The organism is Candidatus Villigracilis affinis (assembly GCF_016705895.1).
GTDB lineage: Bacteria > Chloroflexota > Anaerolineae > Anaerolineales > Villigracilaceae > Villigracilis > Villigracilis affinis.
The window spans coordinates 1-23,648 of record NZ_JADJKT010000001.1; the positions used below are offsets into that span (position 1 = coordinate 1).

Below are 23,648 nucleotides of genomic sequence, written 5' to 3' on the forward strand. Positions count from 1 at the left end.
TTTGGTTTATGCGCGTCGTGGGTATTAATGGTTCCACTATTCAGGCAACATCTGTAGGTGAAGCGGCTTCTATTGATTTAGTGCTTGTCATGGATACTTCTTTATCCATGGCATATGGAACCAGTGGCGCAGCGAATAAATTTACCATCCCGGGCGACAATCCGCATGACTGCAACCTTAACGACACATGCCAGCCTCTATTAAACATCAAAAATGTTGCTCGGAATTTTGTGGATGAATTTTTGTTCTTCCCCTATGACCGTGTGGCAATCGTCACTCAAACTGAGCAGACGCCAGGCGGTTCTCGCGATCCTGTACTCTACCCATTTGAGGATGATCCAGCCGTGGTTGACGCAATACTGGCTGGCGCGAGGTTTACGAACCTCAATATGCGATGTCGATCCCAGCCCCAAACCACAAAACAAATGGATTTCTCCGCAAAAAGGTATTTGTCTTCACTACACAGATGATGATCCTGTAAATGGGACATTTGATGGTTTACAGAGACCCATATTTGTGGGCGGCGGTGATCTTTGGGACAGCGATTTTGGAGGCAACTGATGGCGAAAGGGATCCCTACGACAATAGAGAGTTTCCAGTAATGTCAATTGGAGCTCTCATTTACAACCAAATAATTCATTCACAAACGGTACTGCTCACCGTGATGCTTTGGGTTGTAATCGCTCTCATCGGTGGCCCGGCAAACTATACGAGTACAAGTCAGAATTCCACTTTTAAACTCATCCCGATGGATTCTGTCCTCAAACTACATGGGCGCCCAAGCTGCACCTGCCGTGATGATCTTGCTCGATAGAATTACTCTCCTCATCCCTCGTCACAGCCAGGTAAGTGTTATTCACCAGCGTAGCCTGATGCAAACTACGGCGCCGATGGTGCCCGTGGTACGGCAGATGTTTTGGCTAATCCTGTAACAGGGAATGGCATTACGATTTTTACAATTGGACTTGGCACTGCCGCTGGCCAGACAAACTCGCTCAACATGCAGGCTTGGATTTCATCGGAGGATACCAATTATGATTCGGTCACACCGCCCCGGAGAAGATTTGCTTATTTACGCTGCCGAATGTGCGGTGATGTATACGACCGCCAAGCCATATGTACACTGCCAGATATTACCTCATGATATCGGTGACCTGGCAAATGTTTTCCTCACGTGCAACTAATCATGCGTGTTACTATGCGGAAGACCCAAGCCTCGATCTCGGCTTTGATGCCCTTGCCATTGCTGGCAATATCTTTACAAGTCGTCAATAACAGAGTGCAAAACAGGCAGTATAATTCCGCAGACGAGGGTAGCACTGAACATTCGCTCGCGAATGGATCTGACCTGGACGAACGACCGTGGGCGTGGACTGGCGTTATCTTTCGTTGCTGGTACTGGTCGGTACCGCTGAATGGCGGGCGCCTGTTCTACGCCCGGCTCATCATCGAGAACTCCACGCTTCGGCGGCGTTGTGCCGTTACGGGTCAACCAGATGAAACCTACTGCGTGGGTGTTGAGGCGGATGACTGGCAAGGCGATGGGGCTGACGAACTGGACTAGATCGAACTTGCCCGCATCCCCTCCATTGAAGATGAGACACGCCGTATATCATTCTGGTCTGCATTACGGCATATCCCAGGAAGATTACGATACCCGCAGAGACAGAGAGTGGGGCAACCCTCCCGCCTGATTATGAGATCCTCACCCAGGCAGATAACGACTACCTCAATGTAACCGTTTGTTCCACTGCAGGCTCCGCCCGTATCTGGCAGCCACCGCTTCGATGGCACCAGGTATACGCAAGTTGTACCCTCAACGGAGTTTCCGACGAGTTTGCGGGCGTGCCCGGTCAATATGTGGTTGCTGCGGATTACAATTTTGCCTTCATCGTTTTATTAGTATTCAAAATTGAGCCTTCCATGATCCACCGGCATCCTATCGTCAAGGTGTGGTGGAACAGAGTTCGACACGCGCGATCAAACACCGATCATTCTGGCCCGGTCCACCGACGAATACACCGCTCCCAACTGACACCCGACCAATACGCCTCGCCGACCATTACCCCTCACCGACCATTACACCGTCACCAAACTCCACACGCCGACCTTTACTTAACAAAGACAAGCACGCCGACAAAGACGTTTACGCCTTCGCGCACCCTACAAAACCCTTACACCCACCAAGACCTCACCCCCAACCATGACGAGGACGCCCCACCGCCACGCCTACGCCTTCCTGCGCCAGTATCCATATTGATCGCACAAGGTTCAACGGCGACAGCTTCGAAGCGCGCGTTCCAACAACGCAACGTTGCCACTGCTCGTGACCGAACCGAGTTAACCGAACCCATCCCTCTGGCGGCGGTAGGTATTCGACTTTGCCAGATGGAAATGCAGGCACGATACTATAACCCGGCAAAAATACACAAATACCAACTCGCCGATCATTACCAGTTCAACGCCGCCGGCCTTTCCGTGTATTCGGCGGTGGAACCAATGAGACCTGGGATGGCGATTTCAGTGACAGCACCTTCCAGGTCTATACACCGTCACTGACCTGCCTTCCCGGCCAGGTGACTGTCTCCTATCTGGCTCGTGGCCGGTTACACACCCACTCCGCCAACACACCGACGATCACCCCGAGCCCGACGATCACGCGCACACCCACAATCACCCCTGCGCCGTCCCCTCGGTCCCGACTCGGACCATCGACCGTGCCGCCGACCATCTACACTCACCTTCGACGGACACCTTCGCCGACCATTACGCAACACCAACCAATACACAACCCGGCGACCAATACGCCCACGAGTAACATTACACCGACTATCACCACACCCCACGGCAACGGCCACACGTACGGCTACACCCACGCGTACAGCCACGCCAACGAACACGGCTACACCGACCAAGACGAACACACCGCCGCCGACCGTGACCCCGTCACGCACACCGACCAAGACGCCGTCGCCCACAGAGACATACTGCGCAGACTCACGCCTAGTAGATAATCCAAAAATATCGCCGACCAAAAATGGTCGGCGATATTTTACGGTATAATCCCGCAAACCTATTCAAAGGAGGTGCAACAGACAAACACAACGGAAAGACAGCGCATGGACTTTGGTTTTTGGAATGCAGACTTTAGGTCCGCGATCTATCTGGATAAACCAAAGTTGACGAGGACGAGGGTTCTCCATTGCGAAATGGAGCTAACTACCTTCTCACCCTCTCCTTTTAGGAGAGGGCAGGGTGAGGTTGGAAAATCGAACGATCAGCGGAAGCCCTCCGGGTACGCCATACCCGTCACATCTTTCCCCTCCAAGGATAACTTTGCTAATAACGCGGTGAGTGATCCCGGTCAAAAGGCAAGGGATTGGCAAAAACAAAAAGAGAATAGAGAGCAGTAAATAGAGGCGAACAGCCAGTCTGCGCCCGTATCTATTCGCAATCTCTACTCTCCAATCATCTAATTCATAAAATCGGAGGCCCCTACCATGTGTGGAATCGTCGGATATGTCGGACCGCGTGACGCGGTATCGATCATTCTCAATGGCCTGAAAAGGCTTGAATACCGCGGCTATGACTCGGCTGGAGTCGCTGTCATTAACAGCAACCAGATTGAGGTCAGGAGAGACGCGGGTAAGTTATCGCAATTAATTGATCTGGTGGCCAAATCCCCGCTGACGGCGCGCGGGCATCGGTCACGCGCTGGGCAACGCACGGTGCGCCATCGGCCCGCAATGCGCATCCGCATGTGGGTAATTCGGGCAAGGTCGTGGTGGTGCATAATGGCATTGTCGAAAACTTTCTCGAACTCAAAGATGAACTCATGAGCGAGGGTGTGAATTTCCTTTCAGACACGGACACAGAAACCATCGTGCATCTGGCGGAACATTATCAGGCAGCCAACTTGGAAGGAAGTTTTGTGGAAGCCGCGCGCCGCACCTTTCAAAAGATCGAAGGCGCGAATGTAGTGGTGCTCATGTCTGCCGATGAGCCTGACAAGATCGTCACCGCCCGCATCGGAAACGCAGGCGGCGTGGTGATCGGCCTCGGTGAAAACGAGAACTTCATCGCGTCGGATATTCCAGCCATTTTGGAGCACACCCGCAAAGTCATCTTCCTTGAATCGCGGCAGATGGCGATCATCACCCGCGAAGGCGTACGTATCGAAACACTCGAAGGTGTGGAAGTCAAACCTGAAATTCATACCATCGCATGGGATGCCGTGGCTGCCGAAAAAGGCGAATACCGCCACTTCATGCAAAAGGAAATCCACGAGCAGGTACGTGCGCTGACCGACACCCTCGCAGGCCGCGTAGACTTCAAAGAAGGCCGCATCCGCCTGCCCGAACTCAACCTCACCCCCGAACTTGCAAATCGCATCCAGCGCATTTACATCACCGCCTGCGGCACCGCCGCGTATGCGGGCATGGTCGGGAAATATCTGATCGAAAAAATCGCGCGCATCCCCGTGGAAGTGGTCATTGGTTCGGAATTTCGGTACAGCGACCCCATTGTGGATGAAAACACCGTCGTCCTCGCCATTTCGCAATCGGGCGAAACCGCCGACACACTCGCCGCCATGGAAGAAGGACGACGCAAAGGCGGCATCATCTGGAGCATCGTGAATGCGGTCGGATCACAGGCCATGCGCGTTTCAAATGGGACTATCGCGATGCAGACCGGACCTGAGATCGGGGTGGCCTCGACCAAGGCATTTACAGCGCCGTTGGTGGACCAGTATATGCTGGCGATCCTGCTGGCAGATATGCGCGGCGTGATCGACGAAAAAACTCGCAAGGCGCTCGTCGCCGACTTGCGCCTCGTCCCTGACCTTGCAGGCCGTGTGCTCGATACCGAACCAGACGTTGAAAAAGTGGCGCACGCCTTGAAAGATATCAAGGGCTGCCTCTATCTGGGACGCGGCATCAACATGCCCATTGCCTACGAAGGCGCGCTCAAACTCAAGGAAATTTCCTACATCCACGCTGAAGGCTACCCCGCAGGCGAAATGAAACACGGACCCATCGCCCTTATTGACGAAGAAATGCCCGTGTTATGCATCGCCCCCAAAGATCCCTGGCATGAGAAGATGATCTCGCAGATCCAGCAAGCTAAGGCCCGCGGCGGCATGGTCATCGCTGTAGCTACCGAAGGCGATGAACTCGTTCCCAGCATGGCCGACCATGTATTGTGGATCCCCGAAGCGCCGTGGATGCTCTCCCCGATCATCACCGTGTTGCCGCTGCAATTGCTGGCCTATCACATCGCTACCATCCGCGGTTTGGATGTAGATCAACCCCGCAACCTCGCCAAGAGCGTGACGGTGGAATAAAAGATTTAATCGTCACTACGAGAACGGAAAAGAAACGTCCTCGTAGTGACGACCAAGAGGAAAACATGCGTCCCGATTGGGATTCCTATTTCATGAAGATCGCCTACGCGGTCTCCGAACGCAGCACCTGTGACCGCGCTTTTGTGGGCTGTGTGCTTGTTTTGGAAAAAAGAATTCTCACCACTGGCTTCAACGGCTCCCCTGCCGGGCAGGAACATTGCGACGAAGTCGGTCATCTGATGGTCGATGGACACTGCGTCCGCACCATTCATGCCGAAACGAACGCCATCATTCAGGCCGCGCTACACGGCGTTTCCACCAAAGGCGCAACCTGTTACGTCACGCATTTGCCATGCATCAACTGCACCAAGGTGCTCATCAACGCAGGCATTTCACGCATCGTATACAGCACAGCCTACCGCACCGATGAAAATGCGATGAACTTCCTTAACGCCGCAAACATCGAAGTGGAACAAAAGGAATTTCGAGCCTGACCCCTCTGTCCCGCTTTTTAGGAAGAAGATTTAAAAAACTTCTGTGTCGGTCTTCCAGACGGCCAACTCAACATCACCCGTTTCCCCCAGTAACACAGGCACCATGGATTTCATGGATTCGACATCGCCCGACGAAAAGCGGACGGATGCCTGCCCCTGCGACAGACTCTTCGTCCCCTCCGCTCCAAGCAGACGTTTGACCTGTCTCGCCACCGATGGGGCTGGATCGATCACCCGGACATTTTTCCCACCACCTGCTGGATCAGCGGGATTACAAACGGATAGTGTGTGCATCCCAGCACCACGGTATCGATATTCTTCTCAAGCATAGGGTAAAGCGCGTCCTCCAGAATGGCGCGCGTATTTGCAGAATCCAACTCCCCTTTTTCAATTTGACCAACCAGCCCCGGGCAGGTGTGTTGAAATAATTCAACACCCGCGCCGAACCGTTCCACCACCGAAGCGTACAGCGCGCCCTGAAAGGTTGCCGGGGTGGCAAGCACGCCCACCCTGCCTGTTTTGGTCGTTTCCGCAGCGGGTTTAACTGCTGGTTCCATCCCCACAAAAGAGACATCGGGGAATCGTCCGCGCAGATATGCCAGTGCGGCAGCGGAGGCCGTATTACAGGCAACGACGATCAATTTTGAGCCGCGATCCAGCAAGAACTGAGTAATCCCCTCGGAGAAATTTTGAATTTGCTCCATCGAACGCGGACCGTACGGCACGTGACCTTGATCGCCAAAATATAGAACGGTTTCCTCAGGCATTTGCTCACGAATGGAACGCAGGACGGAAAGTCCGCCAACGCCAGAATCAAATACACCAATAGGGTTATCAGATATGCTCATGGAATAATGATACTATGGGAAATAAAATCCGTGATTCTCATTATTAGCTGTTTTTTCTGCGAACATAGAGCAGTTTCTCGACTTTTGCAATGACCTGTCCCTGTTCGTCCACGACATCTACAAAAAATGTCGGCTCCGTTTTCCTAAGATCCGCAGCCGAACGGATCTCATCGACTCGTTCTTGCGGAACGTGAAAAACGGCTTTTACTTTCCCCGTCCTGGCTTCACAAATCGGATACTCGCCGCCTTATCCCAGACAATATAATTGGAACCCGGAAGTCTCATCAGGATCAACATGAACCACGGATCACACATGGCGTACAATGAGCCGCCAAAATGTACCCCGACGATATTTCGATTGAGCGCCGTTAATTTCATTTCGATCTGCATCGTTCGCTCGTCAATTTTGCGGGCACGTATCCCCGCCCCCAAAAGCGGAGGATAAAAATTGATCAAACTTTCACGAAGACGAAACCAAAACGAATACATTTTTGCCTAAGTCAAAATCCTATCTTCCAGAAGCATCCACAAAAGACTTGAACAGCCTTTGCATGGCAGGCTGGTCTGTCAGCCATTCGGGGTGCCACTGGACTGCCACAGCATAGGGATGGTCGGGGATTTCCACAACTTCCACCAAGCCATCGGGGGCATGCCCTGCTACACGCAAGCTGGGCGCAATATCCTTCAAACCCTGATGATGCAGGCTGTTCACGTTCAGAAGGGTTTCGCCAAAGATTTCGGCAGAACGAGTGCTCTCATCCACGTTCACAGGATGGACGATGACACGCCGCAAGTCGCCGGGATAATCATGGTCCAGCGCACCTTTCAGCTGGTCGTGGATGTGCGTGTACAGCGTGCCGCCCAAAGCCACGTTCATCACCTGTGCGCCGCGGCAGATGCCCAACAGCGGTTTGCCATCGTTCACGGCGGCGCGCATTAAAGTGATTTCGGTAGTATCCCGCATTTTGTCCACCTCACCAATTCTCGGGTGGTCGGATCCGTTGAAATATTCCAGTGACACATCCCCACCGCCGGAAGAGATCCCCGCAAGCAAGGAATATAAACTGGTGAAGTCTTCCAGTGCAAGCATTGAAGGAATGAGAACGGGCATCCCTCCCGCCTGCACAATGGCGTTGATGTAGGAATGCTGGAGCGCAGTAAGTGGATGTCCATCGGCATCTCTGCCGTTGCGTGTGGTGATACCGATTAATGGTTTGGGCATGGTCTACTCCTTGAAAACAAAAAGACCCTAAAGGCCTTGAAGACCTTTAGGGTCCAAGAACCCTGGTGGTGAAGGTTAATACTAGTCGAACTTTTGCTTGAGGCGTGCGCTCTTGCCAGTGCGTTCGCGCATGAAGTACAACTGTGCGCGGCGGACTTTGCCATGGCGTTCGACAACGACCTTGTCGATGCGCGGGGAGCGAAGCAGGAATGTGCGCTCAACGCCGATGCCGTTGGTGGCCATGCGGCGAACGGTGACGGAAGCGTCGTTGCCGCTCTTGCGAAGGCGGATCACGATGCCCTTGAACTCCTGAATACGTTCGCGGTCGCCTTCCTTGATCTTGACATGAACGCTGACGGTATCACCTGGATTCATTTGCGGGATTTTTTCGTTTGGTTTGGCCTCAACGGCCTTGATAAAGTCTGTCATTTTACGTTCTTCCTTACGTTTGATTGTTAGTGTCTTGAAATGCGAATGCCGAGTATAGCACGCATTTTCTGAACCTACAAGCCTATTTTCAAACGTATTTCCGCACTGCCAGCACGGCATTATGACCGCCGAAGCCGAAGGCATTGCTGATCGCCAGTGAGATATTCGCCTCACGCGCCTTGTTGGGGATGTAATCCAGGTCGCATTCGGGGTCTGCGGTCTCGTAGTGGATCGTAGGAGGCAGGATGCCTTCACGGACCGCCTGCACGCAGATGATCGCCTCCAGCGCGCCTGTTGCGCCCATCATATGCCCGGTCATGGATTTGGTGGATGAGATCGGCACCTTGTACGCCAATTCGCCGAAAGCGGCTTTGATGGCGCGGGTCTCTGCCTGGTCATTCAATAACGTACCTGTGCCGTGAGCATTGATATAGCCAACATCCTGAATATTCGCCTTCGCAGAAGACAAAGCCATCACCATCGCGGCCGCACCGCCCTCACCATGCTCATGCGGCGCGGTGACGTGGTAGGCATCGGCAGTTGCGCCGTAGCCAGCCAGCTCAGCCAGAATGGTCGCGCCGCGTGCCCTGGCATCCGCTTCGCGTTCGAGCACCAGCACCCCAGCCCCTTCGCCCATCACCAGACCGTCACGATTTTTATCGAACGGCTGGGGCGTCATGGAATATTCATCATTGCGGCGAGACATGGCACCCACGCGGTCAAACGCAGCCACACCCGTGGATGTGATCGTCGCTTCTGAAGCGCCAGCCAACGCGGCATCGATCATGCCGGTATGCAGCATCATCAATGCAGTGCCGATTCCATCTGCACCTGAAGCACAGGCCGATGCCACAGAGAAGCACGGCCCTTTAATTCCAAACTCGATCGCAGCCATACCCGCACCACCGTTTGCCATCAACATCGGAATCAGGAATGGGCTGACACGTTTGGGGCCTTCCTTGTAATTGGTCAGCGTGGCTTCCTGTAGGGAATGCAAACCGCCGATCGCCGAAGAAATAATAATGCCGATACGTCCCGCATTTTTCTCCGTCACCTGCAAACCCGATTGAGAAATGGCCTCCTTCGCCGCCGTGATCGCGAATTGCTCAAAGCGGTCGCGTCGGCGCGCCTCCTTGGCGTCCATATGATCTTCAGGTTTGAATCCTTTCACCTCTGCAGCAATATGCACTTGCAAAGGGCTTGAATCAAACAGGGTGATCGGCCCAACACCGGAGACCCCTGCCACCATATTGCTCCAGGTTTCTTGCACATTCAAACCAAGTGGATTGACAGTCCCCATGCCTGTAATCACGATACGTTCACTCATTCTTCCTCCAGATAAGTTGACATCATAAAATTCCAGTTGACTGGCTTCATATAAAACCCCAAAATCTCATATCCGTCACGCGGATGTGGAACCGCTTCCCTCCCCCGCTCAAGCCTGATTCTGTTTCAAAGACATTTTCTACCCGAGGCTTTTCCTCGCGCGCCATTCGCGCTGAAGCATCCCGTAGACGTACTCGCTTGCATAATCATCCCCCATGGGATAACTCTCCACAAAATGTGCCTCACGGCGAAAGCCGACCTTCTCCAACGTATGCCAGGAGCCTGCATTTTCCGTGTCACAATCTGCTGAAATCCGATGCAAACCAAGTTCATCGAAGAGAAATCCAAGCACGGCAGTGATGGCTTCCGTGGCGTATCCCTTACGCCAGTGAATGGGAGCAAGGGTGAATCCGATGACAGCCTGACGGGCATCCTCCCGCTTAATGCGGACACCGATATCGCCGACCATTTCGCCAGTCTCCCTGAGTTCGAGCGCCAATTGCATCCAGTGCCCCACGTGCGGAAGTTCAACATCCCGCATTTCATCGACCAGTTGCACCGCCAACTCTCGTGGATATGGGATCTTCCAACCCTGATATTTTGCCACCTCGGGGATGTTGCGATATACAAGAAAGGACTCAATATCTGAGTCCTTGAAATTTCGAATGACCAATCTCGGTGAATTCAAAAGCATATTACTCTCCAGGTTTTGGAATGTAATCCCCTTCCACCCATTCTTCGCCGCCTGGACCGACTTCCTTCTTCCAAACAGGGACGATCTCCTTCAGGCGGTCAATTCCGTAACGTGCCGCATCGAACACGCCCGTATCACGGTGAGCGGCTGTGCAGGCGATCAAGACAGTCGGTGTCTTTGGGTATAACTTGCCAATACGCTGAACGATAGCAACGCCTTCAACCACAGGCCACTTCTCGCGGATCTCATCTGCCACCTGTTTCATTTTGGCTTCCGCCATGGGTATATATGACTCGTACTCCAGATATTCGGTTTCATGCGCATCGCCGCGTGTGGTCACACCGCGGACCATGCCCGTAAAGATCGCCGCAGCGCCTGTGCTGGTGAGTGTGATCTTCGCAAGCAGGTCGTTCAAGTCAATTTCGGATTCGGTGATGGAATAGAAGGTTGGAAGGTTGGAAGGTTGCATATTGAAAGTTTATCCACCGGAGACGGGGGAAACATGCCGATCTCGGCATTCGGCGGGACAACCGCCTCGTCAAAGGCATATTCCCGATTGATGGTGATCAACACAGACTGCATGGATTGCTTCAAGTTCGGATAATCCGTAGACAACTTATCTTTAAGACCTTGAATGGTCAGGTCGGCGGGAATATCCATTTCAAGGATTTCACTCCTGCGCGATCACGAATGGTGGCGAAAAATAATAATTTTATGTGATTCATTTTATATCCAGACGTTATTGGGTGCGGTGAGTTGGTCTTTCACATCACCAGTATTAACTGTACCCGCAGGTTCAATGAGCAAAATATGACACTCGTCTTCGGCAACAGGCTTATGCTCCACGCCTTTGGGCACGACGAACATCTCGCCTTCATTTAGAGAAACCTTGCCATCGCGAAAGAAAATATCCAAATGCCCTTTGACGACAATGAACACCTCATCGGTTTCAGGGTGGTCATGCCAGACAAATTCTCCCTGCACCTTTGCCAGCTTGAGATGATAATCATTCAACTGGGCAACGATCTTCGGTGACCAGTGCTCGGAAAATTTGGAAAGTTTTTCCTGCAAGTTGACGGAGGTATATTCCATAATTATTCGTTCGCCACGTCACCGCTTTGACCGCCATGCTTCTCCACGAGGCGGATATTTTGAATGCGCATGGTCTTTTCGGCGGCTTTTGCCATGTCGTACACCGTCAACGCGGCGACAGAAACAGCGGTGAGGGCTTCCATTTCAACGCCAGTTTTGCCTGTGGTCTTGGCAGTGGCAGTGATGACCACGCCCGGCAGGGATTCGTCGAGGGCGAGGTCTACATCCACTTTCGAAAGGAAGAGCGGATGACATAACGGGATCAGTTCCGAGGTCCGTTTTGATGCGCTGATTCCCGCGATCTGGGCCACGGTCAGCACATCCCCTTTTTTGACCTGCCCGTTGCGGATCAGTTCAAACGTCTCTTTTTCATGTGGATCTCGCCGCGGGCAATGGCGATGCGTTCCGTATCGGGCTTTGCACCCACATCCACCATGTGTGCGCGGCCTTGTTCATCGAGATGGGTCAACTTGGACATGGGCAGGATTATACACTGGTATAATTTGCGCGCCATGGAAAACCTGTTAGGACATCAAATCAGCGGATATAAGGTGCAGACCCCTGTTTATGAAGGGCCGCTGGATCTTTTGCTCAGCCTGATCGAACGCGCGGAATTAAATATCACGGCCATTTCGCTTGCTTCGGTAACAGATCAGTATTTATCGTACCTGCACGGGCTGGAACAGATGAAGCCCGATGAAATTTCATCGTTTCTTGTGATCGCCGCAAAGCTGGTGCAGATCAAATCTGAGGCGCTTCTACCGCGCCCGATCGAACGCGAACCTGGCGAAGAAGATCCCGGCGTGGAGCTGGTGGAATTATTGATCTTGTACAAGCGCTACAAGGAAATCGCGGGCTGGCTTTCTGAACGGCAGGAAAATAACTTGCGCACACATTTGCGCGTTGCCCCGCCGCCCAAGGTGGAAGCGAAGCTCGATCTTTCGAATCTAACCCTTGAAGGGTTACTCGCCGCCGCCGAATCTGCTTTTACCAAAGGGCGCAAGAAGGAAGCATTGGGCACGGTCATCACCGCGCCGCGTGTGACCATCCGCGAAAAAATCGACTTCATCACGAAGACCATGAAAAACATCCAGCGCATGTCTTTCAGCGGATTGATCACAGACAAAGCCACCCGCGTGGAAATTGTGGTGACATTCCTTGCCCTGCTGGAGTTGGTCAAGCGTTTTCGCGTAACAGCGAAACAAGATGTGCTGTTCGGCGACATCGAATTCGAACGCAGCGAAGATTGGAAAGATGACGAGGAGATCGAGATCGAGTTTGAGTAAGGGGAAGAACAGTGATCGGTTAAGAAGTAATCAGTAACGGGCGAGGCAGTTTGCCTCGCCCGTTTTTTTCTCAATCGAATATCGCCTTAAATTTCCTCCGCCGCCGCAATACCTGATAGGTAAGCGCCATGTACAGTGGCAGGATATTCGCGTGAAGTGGCTTCCCCGGCAAAATACAACACATCATCCACTGGTTCGAACAAAGCGTCATAATCCTCCCCGCTGGCAAAAGGCGGAACATGCGAATACGAGCCGAATGCAAGCGGGTCCCTGCCCCAGCGCGTAATAAGGTAACCCTCAGGCTCGGGGATCGATTCACCATAGATCACACGCAAGGTTTTCATCGCACCCGCAATGATCGCATCATCCGAAAGCTCTTCAATGGCATAACCCTTCGCGCCGCCGTGAAATGCCATCAATACAGGCTCGTTGATATACGGCACGAAATTCAGCCAGTCGCACCACTCCCCCGTTTCCTCGCCCAGGTAGGAAATCCCCTCGAATTCCTCATCCCAAAACACTTCGGAAAATTTCAAATAAACTTTATTGAGCACACCCATATCGAGGCGATCAATTGCAGATTGTTTGGATTCAGGAAGCGGCGGATCAAACTTAACTGCGGCCTGTTTCAACACCCCAAGCGGAAACGTGACGACAGCCTTTTCCCCACTAAATGTACCCGACGAAGTCTCCACATCTACGCCATCTGCGCCGTAGGAAATGTGCGTTACTTTCACGCCGAGACGTATATCCAAACCTTTCGCGAGGCCATCGGCGATCTGGTTATATCCCTGCGGAAAGACAACATCATCGCCGCCAAATTCTTCATCCTGATCCCATTCCCACAGGGAGAGATTATCGGGGTCAGCACCCAATTCCAAGGCGAATTGTCCTTGAATATAGAAATCCAATCTATGCAACTCTTCAGTAGATAGATCCATTTTTGAAACGACCTCGTCGAATGCTTGTTGAAGCGGCATATCGGTATCGGTGTCATCCTGCATTTGCGCCACTTCACCATAAATGGATTCGAACAGGTCTTCGACTTCCTTATAATCATCTTCTGAAAGTTCGCGGCCGTCAAAGTCATATAGAATACCGTTATCATAATCCGTCACGACGGTTTCAACGCCAAATTGTTTTGCCAATGCGGTGATCGGATTTCCCTTCACGCCGTGGATCCAGGATGCGCCAAGGTCAAGCGGCAAGCCGAGGGAAGTATCTGTCCACATACGGCCGCCGATGCGATTACGGGCTTCGAGAAGGATGACGCTGACGCCTTTGTCTGCCAATGTGCGGGCGGCGGCAAGCCCTGAGATTCCCGCGCCGAGGACAAGCACCTCCGCCTCACGCGAAGAGGAATCCACTTGAGGCTGGGGAATATCGGTTGGAAGAGAATCAGGCTCGGGCGCGGTGGGAGGCGCGGTTTGTATCGCCCCACAAGATAAGGCAATCGCAGTCGCTGTTCCGATGGATGCGATCTTCAGGAAGTCACGTCGGTTGAATTTCTTTTTCATGGTATCTCCCAATCAGTTTGTGGCCGCTCGACCATCGATAATGGATAAAAAGCGTGATCATTGCGCCAAGGTTATCAAATACAAGCACATCTGTCACCGCCGCATGTCTGCCAGCTACAAACGATTGGTGAAACTCATCAGTGGCCGAATATAGAAGGGCGAGCAGCCATGCCAGTTTGTAATTTCGCTTCGGAAGCGCGTGCAAATAAGAAAGCCCAAGCAAGCCATACCCAACGGCGTGAGCGCTTTTTTTGATGAAATAATCCCACCCGCCATAGTTGGGAAGCTCGTGGCTCGTACGAGAAGAAAATGCAAAGATGGAAAGCATCATCGCGAGAGCAGGAAGCCATCGCGGTACAATTGCAGACAGTTTTTTCATGTTGAGGCGACCTTGATCAAAAGAGATGAAATCATTCTGAGGAATGGCGGCGAGTGGCTGCATTTTTCAGAACCACATCGCGTGATAAGCACGGACAAAATTTGGAATGTAGGCGAGACTTTACTGGAGATTGAAAGACTTGTCAACGAAAATCAATGGCATGCGGCTGGGTTTGTCAGCTATGAAGCCGCGCCTGCATTTGACAATGCCCTGCACGTCGTTGAAACGGATGGGTTTCCACTGCTGTGGTTTGGGTTGTACGATCTGCCCAGGACCGTGAAATTGCCCGCCCCTGCAAAAGATTTTACCGAGCTAAAGTGGAACCCGACCACCGAACGGGGTGTGTACAATGCAGCCATTGAAAAGGTAAAGGATCACATCGCATCAGGAAAGACTTACCAAGTCAATTACACCATGCGCCTGCAAGCAGACTTTTCCGAAGATACCTGGGATTTCTTTTTGTTCATGGCACAAACGCAGAATAAATATGCAGCTTATATTGACACAGGCAGGCATGTCATTTGCTCGGCATCGCCCGAGTTATTTTTCGACCTCGACGGTGAAACGCTGACAGGCCGCCCCATGAAAGGGACGGTCAAACGCGGGCGCACGACCCAGGAAGATGAGGAACTGGCAGATTGGCTGCACCATTCGATCAAGAACCGCGCCGAAAATGTAATGATCGTGGACATGATCCGCAATGACTTCGGGCGAATCGCCAAAATTGGAAGTGTGCACGTGCCCGAATTATTCACGGTGGAGAAATATCCCACACTTCTGCAAATGACATCCACCGTCAAAGCGAAAACGAAAGCATCGCTGGCCGAATTGTTCGCTGCGCTTTTTCCCTGCGCATCCATCACGGGCGCGCCGAAGGTCAGCACCATGAATATTATTTCTGAGTTGGAAACCACGCCGCGCAAGATCTACACGGGCAGCATCGGGCACATTGCACCGAATCGCAAGGCGCGGTTCAATGTTGCCATCCGCACGGCGTTGATCGACAGGGAGCAAAACAAGGCGGAATATGGCGTGGGCGGCGGCATCGTCTGGGACTCGACGAGCGCTGATGAATACAGCGAGGCCCTGCTCAAAGCCCAAGTGTTGACCCAGCGACCGCAAAGTTTTTCCCTGCTCGAAACCCTGCTGTGGACGCCAGAAGAGGGTTACTTCCTGCTCGAAAAGCACCTCGCGCGCGTAGCTGATTCGGCAGAGTTTTTTGACTTTGAATTTTCAACAAATAAACTAGAAACACATCTTGCCCAAATCGCCAGCGGATTTACCTCTCCCCAGCGAATCCGAGTTTTGGTAAACCGCTCGGGCGAAATCAGCGTGGAAGCGAAGGATTTCCATCCGCAAAAAAGAGCATTCAAAGCCCAGCTTGCGGAAAAACCGATGGACTCTCACAACATCTTTCTTTTTCATAAAACGACAAAAAGAGAAATGTATCCCTCCCCCGTTCTCGACGATATCCTTCTCTACAACGAAAAAGACGAACTGACCGAATTCACCATCGGCAATCTCGTCGTTGAAATGGATGGTCAACTGTTCACGCCGCCGATCTCCTGCGGCCTTCTGGCAGGCACATTTCGCGCTTACCTACTTGAAACAGGAAAAATCAGAGAGCGGATCATTCTCAAAAGCGAACTACCTGATTGCACAAAAATATTTCTCATCAATTCTGTGCGAGGATGGGTGGATGTGGAGATGGGATAATAGGGAATCCAAATCTTGTTGCCGCATATTATTTTTTTACAGGAAAGCAAAAAGAGTCGGCATCTTTTTCCAGATGCCGACTCTTTTCAATATCAATTACTGCTGATAAGCAACCGTCACCGAAACGGAGCCATCTCCAACGGGAGCGCCACCAATGACAACGGTCTTCCCATTACCTTCGAAGAACATGGCAATCATACCGCCGAAGGTCGTGGTCATTGAAGTGTCTTCGGTGTAACCTTGCTTGCTCAGTTCATCGCGATAGAACTTCATCACATCGTCAGCGCTCATATTCGTCTGATAAGTGACCGATTGCGGCGTGCTGATCACATTAAACGCATCGCCAGTTACAGGGAAGGGCGATTCGCCGCCTACAGTAATATCACCGCCATCCTGTTCCACAGGCGGGATCGTGGGCGCTTCGAAGTCGTCATCACTATCCTGAGGGACACCAGGCATCTCGGGAGTATCAAAACCATTATCACCACCACCCATGATCGTCTGGCAGGCCAGTGAAGCCAAAACAAGAGCCACTATTGCAAGCAAAACACTATATTTTTTCATTTTCTTCTCCTTGAGCTAAGTTTCAGTCATTATACATAGCCCACAGGGAATGTTAATCCCCTTAAAGTATAATTAAACTCATTATGAATAAACTTGCGCAATCCACCTCGCCATATTTGCTCCAACATGCCAATAATCCAGTTGACTGGTACCCATGGGGGAGCGAAGCCATTGAAAAGGCAAAGGCTGAAGACAAGCCGATCTTCCTTAGCATCGGATATGCGGCATGCCACTGGTGTCACGTCCTTGCTCATGAGTCTTTTGAAAATCCCGAGACCGCTGCGTTCATGAACGAGAACTTCATCAACATCAAGGTGGATCGCGAAGAGCGCCCCGACCTCGATGGCATTTACATGCAGGCCGTCGTCGCCATGACGGGCTCAGGCGGGTGGCCCATGTCTGTTTTTCTTTCACATGACCTCAAGCCGTTTTATGCAGGCACCTACTTTCCGCCTGTACGCCGCTTCAACCTGCCCGCATTCATGGATATCCTTTCAGGGCTTTCCAACGCCTGGAAAAATGACCGCGCAGAAATAGAAAAAGTCGGCGAACAAGTCAATGGATATTTACAGAATCAAAATCAAAACAAGTTGAATGATCCGCTTTCGCGCGAACACCTCGACGCCATCGCCAAATCTTTGGAAGGCGCATATTACTGGGGTTATGGTGGCTGGGGAGATGCCCCAAAGTTTCCACAGCCGATGGCGCTTGAATTTTTACTTCACCATTCCATCGCCAACAAAACAGACGAACATCTCAAGCTCGTCAATCACTGCCTGTACATTATGGCACGCGGCGGCATGTACGATGTGGTCGGCGGCGGCTTCTCGCGCTACAGCACCGATAATTTCTGGCGCGTGCCGCACTTCGAGAAAATGCTTTACGACAACGCCCTGCTCGCCCGCGCCTACCTGCACGCATGGCAAGTCACTAAAGATCCATTTTTCCAACGCATTGTTGAAGAAACGCTTGGATTTGTCAGCCGCGAGCTCACCCACGAACAGGGCGGCTTTTATTCCTCGCTTGATGCTGACTCGGAAGGTGTGGAAGGCAAATTCTATGTTTGGACTCTCGATGAGATTCGCGCAACACTAAAAGAAGAATCAGAGTTTTTTGAAGCGGCATACGGAATCACCCTCGAAGGGAATTGGGAAGAGAAGACAGTCCTGCAACGCTCCATGGATGACGCCTCCCTTGCCGCCCGCTTCAAACTTAACCTTGAAGCTGTTCCCGTCAAACTGGCAGAATCTCACTCCAGGCTTTTATCGGTCCGCGCCACGCGCATTCGCCCCGGCACCGATGACAAAGTCCTCACCGCGTGGAATGGGCTTATGCTGGCAGCCTTCGCCGAATCAGCCCGAGTCCTCGCAGAATCCTCCTCACATTCCAGCAACTATCTTGATCTGGCTACGCGCAGCGCAGAGTTTTTATTATCGAACCTTCGCCCCGATGGGAAGCTACATCGCTCCTGGCGCGATGGTCGCATTACGGATGAAGTCTTCCTCGAAGATTATGCCGCGTTAATCCTCGGTCTGCTCGAACTTTATCAAACCGATTTCAACAACAAATGGTTTTCATCTGCCCAAATATTGACAGATGAAATGATCGAAAAATTCAGCGACCCCGAAGGTGGTTTCTTCGACACACCTCATACTGGCGAAACATTGTTGTTCCGCCCAAAGGATACGTTCGACAATGCCACGCCATCGGGGAATGCGCTGGCATGTGAAGCGCTGTTGAAAATGGCCGCTTACACCGACAACGGAAAGTATCGCGACCTTGCAGAACAATCCCTGCGCCTCATCAGCGAAGCTGTTTTGCGGCATCCGCTTGGGTTTGCTCGCTGGCTGTCCGCGATGGAGAATGCCTTGGGAAACATGAAGCAGATTGCAGTGTTGGGCGAAGCGGGTGAGGAAAACTTCGAGCGTATGATCAAAGCGATTCGAGCAGAATACAGACCGGGCGTAGTAGTGGCCGCTTCCGCCTATCCCCCATCAAAAAATGCACCAGCCCTGTTGGAACAGCGCACGCTCATCAATGGGGAGGCTACCGCCTATGTATGCGAAGGCTTTGTTTGTAAACAGCCAACCACTGATGTTGAAATACTCATTGCGCAGATCAACGCATGACAAAAAAACTGGGAGGCATTTTTTTTGCTGCATTGACAGCATTTCTAGTCTACCGCTTCACGGTCCGATACTATTTCGGCGAAGTACAAGAGAACGCAATAGATTTCCCGTCATATTACCATGCGGCAAAATTAACATTTGAGCAAAACAAATCGCCATACATAAAAGCAAATTGGAACATTGCAGAAGAAGCATATAAAAACGAGACAGGCGAAGATATCCTATATCCATTTTTATACCCGCCGCCAAGCCTGCTATTCTTCAGGCTTTTTACCCTGCTTGAATATGAACCCGCAAAGCGATTCATGCTGGGATTAAATCACTGGCTCACACTGGTATTTATCCCCCTATTCTTTTTCGGTATTCTCAAATTACGCCCGCATAACCTGCTTCCCATCGTTGGGACTCTTTATCTTTACAACTTTTTTCCCCTCATCCTGACGTTATACACAGGCCAGATCAATCTGTTGATTCTATTGTTAATCCTACTTACATGGCTGGGGATCCATGAAAAATGGAAGCCGTTTGTGGTCGCCCTGCCTTTGGCGTTGAGCATCGTGTTGAAACTCTATCCTGTTTTGTTCTTCGTTATTTTTTTCATACGCAGGGAATATAAAGTAATTTTATACACACTGTTCCTTCTGATCGTCATATCAGCAGTTTCAACGCCATTTCTGCCGCACAACATCTGGCTGGATTGGATCGAAAATGTCGCTTCAAAAGGATATCTTCAAGATCTTCCAGGAGTTGCCGCAGGCAAGCCAGCAAACCAAAGCGTAAATGCCCTGCTTGTTCGTACCATGTATGGATTGAACGTTCGATTCGATCCATTATTTACCCTACCCGACTGGATTGTCCGCATCTCGCCATATATTATTTGCGGCCTGATTGGTTCGATCTCCCTGGCAGCGACCTGGTTGTCTCGCGATCATAAAAACAACGCGAACATGCAGTTTGGTATCTGGTTAACCGCTATGTTCCTGATCGCGCCATTCTCATGGGACCATCATCTTGTCTTGATCCTGCCTGCGATTTTTATCGCCATCTACGAGGCTTGGAATCGCAAGCTGTATATTGCACTCCCTGTATTACTCGGAACATCATTTTTTCTTGCACTTAACTTTAATTTCAATAATCCATCGTTTCGAGAAGGCTGGCGCACATTATTAATCTCTGCGAAACTGTATGCAGTCGCAATCGTTTGGCTCTTCTTTGTTCTAGCTTCACTCATGGGATTAAAGGGGTTAAAATCAGAACATCAATCAAAAAAGTGGACAACATTTCATGGAAATCTTCGTTGAAAATTTAATTAAAATCCTTCTGGCTGTAGTCGTTGGTGGAGTGATCGGGGCAGAACGCGAATATCAGGATAAAGCCGCTGGCTTTCGCACGATCATTCTGATCACGCTTGGCTCGGCATTGTTCACGATTTTCTCTATGACTATGGATCCCGGTTTCACCCGCTCGCGCGTTGCGGCAAACATCGTGACGGGCATCGGCTTCCTTGGCGCAGGTGCCATTGTGCGAGAAGGCGGAAAGATAGGCGGGCTGACCACAGCCGCCACCATCTGGCTCTCTGCCGCGCTGGGCATGGGAATTGGCGCAGGTGACCTCTATCTTTCCCTCACAGCAACCGTGGTAACCCTGTTGGTTTTGCTGGTTTTTCCACGCATTGGTGAACGCATTGACCACATCCGTGAGGCGCGCTCTTATAGGATGGTAATCAGTACTACTAATCTCAAGAAAATGGAAAAGGTGGAAAAAGCTTTAGATGACTGCTCTTTGAAGGTCCTTGAACACCATCAGGCAAAATCAGAAAGCGAGATCATCAGCACATGGAAGACAGTTGGCTCGCCTGCCAACCAGGAAAAATTCACGCAACTGATGTTGAAGGATAAGGATATCAAGGAGATGGATTACTAAACCCATCATTTCCCCATCTACATAAAAAAACAGAAGGCTCTCTTACGAGAGCCTTCTGTTTTTACTTGGGTTCTTCTTTTGTTTCAGGCGTATCGGCCTGTTCTTCTTTTGTGCCCAATCCATCACGGAAAGACTTGATACTGCGTCCAAGCTCTCCAGCAACCTTGCCAATACGGCCCGGGCCAAACAGGAGAACGATGATAACCAGGATGATGATCCACTCTGCGCCACGCGGTAGTCCTAACATAAAACACTCCTTTTGTGATTTTCAACCTTATCGTACCACAGTTGAATGAAAAAATAATTAGAGTGATCTGCGAGAGAAGAAGCCTTCGATGTAGCGAATGGCGCGGCGAACGAACGAGCGCAGGCGTGCAAAAAGGCGATATTGTTCGGGGTGGATCTGTTTCTTCGCGGGGATGGGACCCGTCCACTCCACAACCATGGCGCCCCAGGTCAACCCGCCGCCGAAGCCGACGAAAACGACCTTGTCTCCACTTTTGAGGCGTCCATTTTGAATGGCTTCCACGGTCGCGATCGGGATGGATGCGGTGGAAGTGTTGCCATATCGATCCACGTTGATCACGAATTTTTCCAATGGCATCTTCAGGTATTTGGCCGCAGTTTCGATAATGCGGTAATTGGCTTGATGAGGGATGATGCAATGAATGTCATCGGTGGTCATCTTCACCTGTTCGAGCGCCTCCAGGACGGCACGTCCCATCACACGCGTGGCAAAGCGGAATACTTCCTTTCCGTCCATGTGAACAAAATGCTTTCCTTCATGGATGGTTAACTCGGAGGCAGGGAAATGCGAGCCGCCGCCCGGCAGGGTCAACGTATCGGCACCTGAACCGTCAGAATGCATCACGGCAGACATAATTCCACCGGGAATGTCACTGGCCTGTAAAACAAACGCGCCCGCGCCATCACCAAACAAAATGCAGGTGCCGCGATCCTTCCAATTGACGAAGCGCGAAAGTACCTCAGTTCCAACAACCAGCGCATTCTTGATGGATCCGCTGCGGATGGCCTGCGCGGCCATGTTGACGGCGAAAATAAAGCCTGTGCAGGCGGCTTGCAAGTCAAACGCTCCGGCTTTGGTGGCGCCAATCTGGTCTTGAATAATACAAGCTGTTGCGGGGAAAATATATTCAGGTGAAGAGGATGTGCAAATGATCAAATCCAATTCGGTGGGAGCAAGGTTTGCCACCTGCAAAGCCTTGACCGCCGCCTCCACACCCAGCGTGGACGGGAACTCATTCTCGCGGGCAATGCGGCGCTCACGGATGCCGGTACGGTCACGGATCCATTGATCGTTGGTATCCACCAGTTTGGAAATATCATCATTTGTAAGCACCGGTTCCGGAACATACATGCCCCAACCTGTAACATGCGCGAATGGCATTCTTTCTCCTTTACTTAATGAAGCGGCTTAGAACGAGAGTGGCATTATGTCCGCCAAATCCAAACGAATTGGACATGACGTGATTGGGCTCTGCTTTGCGAGGTTGATTGGGAACGTAATCAAGATCGCATACAGGGTCGGGCGTTTCATAGTTCATCGTGGGAGGCAGGATGTTATCCATGATCGTCAATGCGCAGAAAACAGCCTCAACTGCACCGGAAGCACCCAACAAATGGCCGGTCATGGACTTGGTGGATGAGACGGGAATTTTATATGCCAGTTCCCCAAACACGGTTTTGATCGCACTGGTCTCAGATTTATCATTCAAATATGTAGATGTACCATGAGCGTTGATATAGCTGATATCTTCAAGCTTGAGTCCTGCATCTGCCAGCGCAATGCTCATGGAGCCAACCGCACCCGCGCCATCCTCAGAAGGAGCAGAGATGTGATGGGCATCATCGGTCGTGCCGTAGCCGCTAAATTCACATAAAATGTTCGCGCCGCGCGCCTGGGCATATTCGAGAGATTCCAGAATAAGCACACCCGCACCCTCCCCCATCATGAAACCATCGCGGTCCTTATCGAAGGGACGTGAAGCCCGCAGCGGCTCATCATTTCGCGTGGACAGGGCGGTCATGGAATTCATGCCCGCCATGGCAATGGCGTTAATAGCCGCTTCTGAAGCGCCCGCGATCATCACATCGGCAGAGCCGCGGCGGATCATTTCAGCAGCTTCACCCAGAGCGTTTGTGCCAGAAGCACAGGCAGTAGCCAAAGACATGTTCGGTCCGCGCACGCCGAGACGGATGGCGATATTTCCCGCCGCGCCATCCGAGATCATCATTGGGATGAGGAATGGGCTGACTCGGTCAGGTCCGCGTTCACGCATGACATCATATTGTTCAAGCAGGGAACTGATACCCCCAATGCCCGTACCGATCAAAATGCCGATACGGTCACGGTTCGATTCATCGATCTTGAGGCTGGCATGTTCCACCGCCTCCAAAGTTGCGGCTGTGGCAAATTGTGTAAAGCGATCCATCTTGCGCGCATCGCGCGTGCCGAATAGCGCAACCGGGTCGAATCCTTTTACTTCTGCTGCGAATTTTGTCTTATGCGCACTCGCATCAAAGGTTGTGATGGGGGCAGCACCGGATTTTCCAGCGAGCAATGCCTGCCATGTATCCTTTGAATTATTCCCCACAGGGCTGACGCAACCCAGCCCCGTTACAACGACGCGTTTTCTCATTCGTATTCTCCTTGATTACAAGCAG

At 51.6% G+C, this 23,648-nt stretch carries 23 protein-coding genes and 3 pseudogenes; 9 read left to right on the forward strand and 17 right to left on the reverse strand.

From position 1 onward, the window contains the following. From IPI86_RS00005 to IPI86_RS00020, 4 genes and pseudogenes are all read left to right on the forward strand, one after another. The coding region (locus IPI86_RS00005) for a hypothetical protein (protein WP_345295920.1) at window positions 1-470 on the forward strand (470 nt) is incomplete at its 5' end. Window positions 471-1,198: 728 nt separating this feature from the next. After that, window positions 1,199-1,564 (forward strand): hypothetical protein, encoded by a 366-nt coding sequence (locus tag IPI86_RS00010; RefSeq protein WP_345295921.1) that lies wholly within the window; start codon window positions 1,199-1,201, stop codon window positions 1,562-1,564. Between the two features lie 1,936 nt (window positions 1,565-3,500). Beyond that, a pseudogene (gene glmS, locus IPI86_RS00015) lies at window positions 3,501-5,344 on the forward strand (glutamine--fructose-6-phosphate transaminase (isomerizing)). Window positions 5,345-5,409: 65 nt separating this feature from the next. Beyond that, complete coding sequence (locus IPI86_RS00020) at window positions 5,410-5,838, forward strand: cytidine/deoxycytidylate deaminase family protein (protein ID WP_345295922.1); 429 nt, start codon at window positions 5,410-5,412, stop codon at window positions 5,836-5,838. A 30-nt stretch (window positions 5,839-5,868) separates the two neighbouring features. Here IPI86_RS00020 and IPI86_RS00025 read toward each other — a convergent pair whose 3' ends face one another. The 11 genes and pseudogenes from IPI86_RS00025 to moaC all read right to left on the reverse strand — a co-directional run bounded on the left by IPI86_RS00025 (window position 5,869) and on the right by moaC (window position 11,927). Then, window positions 5,869-6,072 (reverse strand): hypothetical protein, encoded by a 204-nt coding sequence (locus IPI86_RS00025; RefSeq protein ID WP_345295923.1) that lies wholly within the window; start codon window positions 6,070-6,072, stop codon window positions 5,869-5,871. Then, window positions 6,069-6,686: a glutamate racemase gene (gene murI / locus IPI86_RS00030; protein ID WP_345295924.1), complete on the reverse strand. Its 618-nt coding sequence runs from the start codon at window positions 6,684-6,686 to the stop codon at window positions 6,069-6,071. The genes IPI86_RS00025 and murI overlap by 4 nt, the downstream gene beginning before the upstream one ends. Before the next feature lie 43 nt (window positions 6,687-6,729). After that, window positions 6,730-7,175 (reverse strand): annotated as a pseudogene (locus tag IPI86_RS00035) (DUF4442 domain-containing protein). Between the two features lie 19 nt (window positions 7,176-7,194). Beyond that, a complete protein-coding gene (locus IPI86_RS00040; RefSeq protein WP_345295925.1) occupies window positions 7,195-7,908 on the reverse strand; it encodes a gamma-glutamyl-gamma-aminobutyrate hydrolase family protein in 714 nt (237 codons plus the stop codon). Window positions 7,909-7,989: 81 nt separating this feature from the next. Beyond that, window positions 7,990-8,337, reverse strand: coding sequence for a 50S ribosomal protein L19 (rplS, locus tag IPI86_RS00045; protein ID WP_345295926.1), 348 nt, complete (start codon window positions 8,335-8,337; stop codon window positions 7,990-7,992). A gap of 88 nt (window positions 8,338-8,425) precedes the next feature. Further along, window positions 8,426-9,664, reverse strand: coding sequence for a beta-ketoacyl-ACP synthase II (fabF, locus tag IPI86_RS00050; RefSeq protein ID WP_345295927.1), 1,239 nt, complete (start codon window positions 9,662-9,664; stop codon window positions 8,426-8,428). A 138-nt stretch (window positions 9,665-9,802) separates the two neighbouring features. Continuing rightward, the gene (locus IPI86_RS00055; RefSeq protein ID WP_345295928.1) at window positions 9,803-10,357 is read right to left on the reverse strand and encodes a GNAT family protein; all 555 of its coding nucleotides are present in this window, start codon (window positions 10,355-10,357) and stop codon (window positions 9,803-9,805) included. A 1-nt stretch (window position 10,358) separates the two neighbouring features. Beyond that, complete coding sequence (locus IPI86_RS00060) at window positions 10,359-10,826, reverse strand: molybdenum cofactor biosynthesis protein MoaE (RefSeq protein WP_345295929.1); 468 nt, start codon at window positions 10,824-10,826, stop codon at window positions 10,359-10,361. Beyond that, a complete protein-coding gene (locus IPI86_RS00065) occupies window positions 10,769-11,017 on the reverse strand; it encodes a hypothetical protein (RefSeq protein WP_345295930.1) in 249 nt (82 codons plus the stop codon). The genes IPI86_RS00060 and IPI86_RS00065 overlap by 58 nt, the downstream gene beginning before the upstream one ends. 66 nt (window positions 11,018-11,083) lie before the next feature. Then, entirely contained in the window at window positions 11,084-11,449 is a 366-nt protein-coding gene (locus IPI86_RS00070) for a cupin domain-containing protein (protein ID WP_345295931.1), read from the reverse strand. Between the two features lie 2 nt (window positions 11,450-11,451). Beyond that, window positions 11,452-11,927 (reverse strand): annotated as a pseudogene (moaC, locus tag IPI86_RS00075) (cyclic pyranopterin monophosphate synthase MoaC). 34 nt (window positions 11,928-11,961) lie between these two features. On the opposite strand from moaC, the gene IPI86_RS00080 reads away from it, so the two are divergent. Beyond that, on the forward strand, window positions 11,962-12,735 hold the full coding sequence (locus IPI86_RS00080; protein ID WP_345295932.1) for a segregation/condensation protein A: 774 nt from the start codon (window positions 11,962-11,964) through the stop codon (window positions 12,733-12,735). An 86-nt stretch (window positions 12,736-12,821) separates the two neighbouring features. On the opposite strand, the gene IPI86_RS00085 is transcribed toward IPI86_RS00080, so the two are convergent. Beyond that, the gene (locus IPI86_RS00085) at window positions 12,822-14,252 is read right to left on the reverse strand and encodes an FAD-dependent oxidoreductase (RefSeq protein ID WP_345295933.1); all 1,431 of its coding nucleotides are present in this window, start codon (window positions 14,250-14,252) and stop codon (window positions 12,822-12,824) included. Next, window positions 14,227-14,631, reverse strand: a complete 405-nt coding sequence (locus IPI86_RS00090) for a VanZ family protein (protein WP_345295934.1) — start codon at window positions 14,629-14,631, stop codon at window positions 14,227-14,229. Before IPI86_RS00090 ends, IPI86_RS00085 begins: the two co-directional genes overlap by 26 nt. A 12-nt stretch (window positions 14,632-14,643) precedes the next feature. Between IPI86_RS00090 and pabB the strand changes: the two genes are divergently transcribed. Beyond that, window positions 14,644-16,347 carry an aminodeoxychorismate synthase component I gene (pabB, locus tag IPI86_RS00095; RefSeq protein WP_345295935.1) on the forward strand — a complete coding sequence of 568 codons (1,704 nt, stop codon included), beginning with the start codon at window positions 14,644-14,646 and terminating at the stop codon, window positions 16,345-16,347. 96 nt (window positions 16,348-16,443) lie between these two features. Here the strand turns inward: pabB and IPI86_RS00100 are convergent, their stop codons facing one another. Next, a complete protein-coding gene (locus IPI86_RS00100; RefSeq protein WP_345295936.1) occupies window positions 16,444-16,911 on the reverse strand; it encodes a hypothetical protein in 468 nt (155 codons plus the stop codon). Between the two features lie 83 nt (window positions 16,912-16,994). On the opposite strand from IPI86_RS00100, the gene IPI86_RS00105 reads away from it, so the two are divergent. From IPI86_RS00105 to IPI86_RS00115, 3 genes are read left to right on the forward strand one after another with little or no spacing between them, the layout of a single operon-like run. Further along, window positions 16,995-19,040 carry a thioredoxin domain-containing protein gene (locus IPI86_RS00105; RefSeq protein ID WP_345295937.1) on the forward strand — a complete coding sequence of 682 codons (2,046 nt, stop codon included), beginning with the start codon at window positions 16,995-16,997 and terminating at the stop codon, window positions 19,038-19,040. Continuing rightward, window positions 19,037-20,341: a glycosyltransferase family 87 protein gene (locus IPI86_RS00110; RefSeq protein WP_345295938.1), complete on the forward strand. Its 1,305-nt coding sequence runs from the start codon at window positions 19,037-19,039 to the stop codon at window positions 20,339-20,341. The genes IPI86_RS00105 and IPI86_RS00110 overlap by 4 nt, the downstream gene beginning before the upstream one ends. Next, window positions 20,325-20,963 carry an MgtC/SapB family protein gene (locus tag IPI86_RS00115; protein ID WP_345295939.1) on the forward strand — a complete coding sequence of 213 codons (639 nt, stop codon included), beginning with the start codon at window positions 20,325-20,327 and terminating at the stop codon, window positions 20,961-20,963. Before IPI86_RS00110 ends, IPI86_RS00115 begins: the two co-directional genes overlap by 17 nt. A 61-nt stretch (window positions 20,964-21,024) precedes the next feature. Here the strand turns inward: IPI86_RS00115 and tatA are convergent, their stop codons facing one another. Genes tatA through fabF (IPI86_RS00130) form a run of 3 tightly spaced genes read right to left on the reverse strand, consistent with a single transcriptional unit; the run spans window position 21,025 to window position 23,623 of the window. Beyond that, a complete protein-coding gene (gene tatA / locus IPI86_RS00120) occupies window positions 21,025-21,210 on the reverse strand; it encodes a twin-arginine translocase TatA/TatE family subunit (protein ID WP_345295940.1) in 186 nt (61 codons plus the stop codon). Window positions 21,211-21,267: 57 nt separating this feature from the next. After that, entirely contained in the window at window positions 21,268-22,371 is a 1,104-nt protein-coding gene (locus tag IPI86_RS00125; protein ID WP_345295941.1) for a beta-ketoacyl-ACP synthase III, read from the reverse strand. 10 nt (window positions 22,372-22,381) lie between these two features. Beyond that, window positions 22,382-23,623 (reverse strand): beta-ketoacyl-ACP synthase II, encoded by a 1,242-nt coding sequence (gene fabF / locus IPI86_RS00130; RefSeq protein ID WP_345295942.1) that lies wholly within the window; start codon window positions 23,621-23,623, stop codon window positions 22,382-22,384. Between the last annotated feature and the right edge of the window lie 25 nt (window positions 23,624-23,648).

Excerpts from the sequence above, each read along its gene's own strand:
- IPI86_RS00010 (WP_345295921.1), top strand. The coding sequence starts at position 1,199 with ATGCGGAAGACCCAAGCCTCGATCTCGGCTTTGATGCCCTTGCCATTG.
- IPI86_RS00020 (WP_345295922.1), top strand. The coding sequence starts at position 5,410 with ATGCGTCCCGATTGGGATTCCTATTTCATGAAGATCGCCTACGCGGTC.
- murI (WP_345295924.1), bottom strand. The coding sequence starts at position 6,686 with ATGAGCATATCTGATAACCCTATTGGTGTATTTGATTCTGGCGTTGGC.
- IPI86_RS00040 (WP_345295925.1), bottom strand. The coding sequence starts at position 7,908 with ATGCCCAAACCATTAATCGGTATCACCACACGCAACGGCAGAGATGCC.
- rplS (WP_345295926.1), bottom strand. The coding sequence starts at position 8,337 with ATGACAGACTTTATCAAGGCCGTTGAGGCCAAACCAAACGAAAAAATC.
- fabF (WP_345295927.1), bottom strand. The coding sequence starts at position 9,664 with ATGAGTGAACGTATCGTGATTACAGGCATGGGGACTGTCAATCCACTT.
- IPI86_RS00055 (WP_345295928.1), bottom strand. The coding sequence starts at position 10,357 with ATGCTTTTGAATTCACCGAGATTGGTCATTCGAAATTTCAAGGACTCA.
- IPI86_RS00060 (WP_345295929.1), bottom strand. The coding sequence starts at position 10,826 with ATGCAACCTTCCAACCTTCCAACCTTCTATTCCATCACCGAATCCGAA.
- IPI86_RS00065 (WP_345295930.1), bottom strand. The coding sequence starts at position 11,017 with ATGGATATTCCCGCCGACCTGACCATTCAAGGTCTTAAAGATAAGTTG.
- IPI86_RS00070 (WP_345295931.1), bottom strand. The coding sequence starts at position 11,449 with ATGGAATATACCTCCGTCAACTTGCAGGAAAAACTTTCCAAATTTTCC.
- IPI86_RS00080 (WP_345295932.1), top strand. The coding sequence starts at position 11,962 with ATGGAAAACCTGTTAGGACATCAAATCAGCGGATATAAGGTGCAGACC.
- IPI86_RS00085 (WP_345295933.1), bottom strand. The coding sequence starts at position 14,252 with ATGAAAAAGAAATTCAACCGACGTGACTTCCTGAAGATCGCATCCATC.
- IPI86_RS00090 (WP_345295934.1), bottom strand. The coding sequence starts at position 14,631 with ATGAAAAAACTGTCTGCAATTGTACCGCGATGGCTTCCTGCTCTCGCG.
- IPI86_RS00100 (WP_345295936.1), bottom strand. The coding sequence starts at position 16,911 with ATGAAAAAATATAGTGTTTTGCTTGCAATAGTGGCTCTTGTTTTGGCT.
- IPI86_RS00105 (WP_345295937.1), top strand. The coding sequence starts at position 16,995 with ATGAATAAACTTGCGCAATCCACCTCGCCATATTTGCTCCAACATGCC.
- IPI86_RS00110 (WP_345295938.1), top strand. The coding sequence starts at position 19,037 with ATGACAAAAAAACTGGGAGGCATTTTTTTTGCTGCATTGACAGCATTT.
- IPI86_RS00115 (WP_345295939.1), top strand. The coding sequence starts at position 20,325 with ATGGAAATCTTCGTTGAAAATTTAATTAAAATCCTTCTGGCTGTAGTC.
- tatA (WP_345295940.1), bottom strand. The coding sequence starts at position 21,210 with ATGTTAGGACTACCGCGTGGCGCAGAGTGGATCATCATCCTGGTTATC.
- IPI86_RS00125 (WP_345295941.1), bottom strand. The coding sequence starts at position 22,371 with ATGCCATTCGCGCATGTTACAGGTTGGGGCATGTATGTTCCGGAACCG.
- fabF (WP_345295942.1), bottom strand. The coding sequence starts at position 23,623 with ATGAGAAAACGCGTCGTTGTAACGGGGCTGGGTTGCGTCAGCCCTGTG.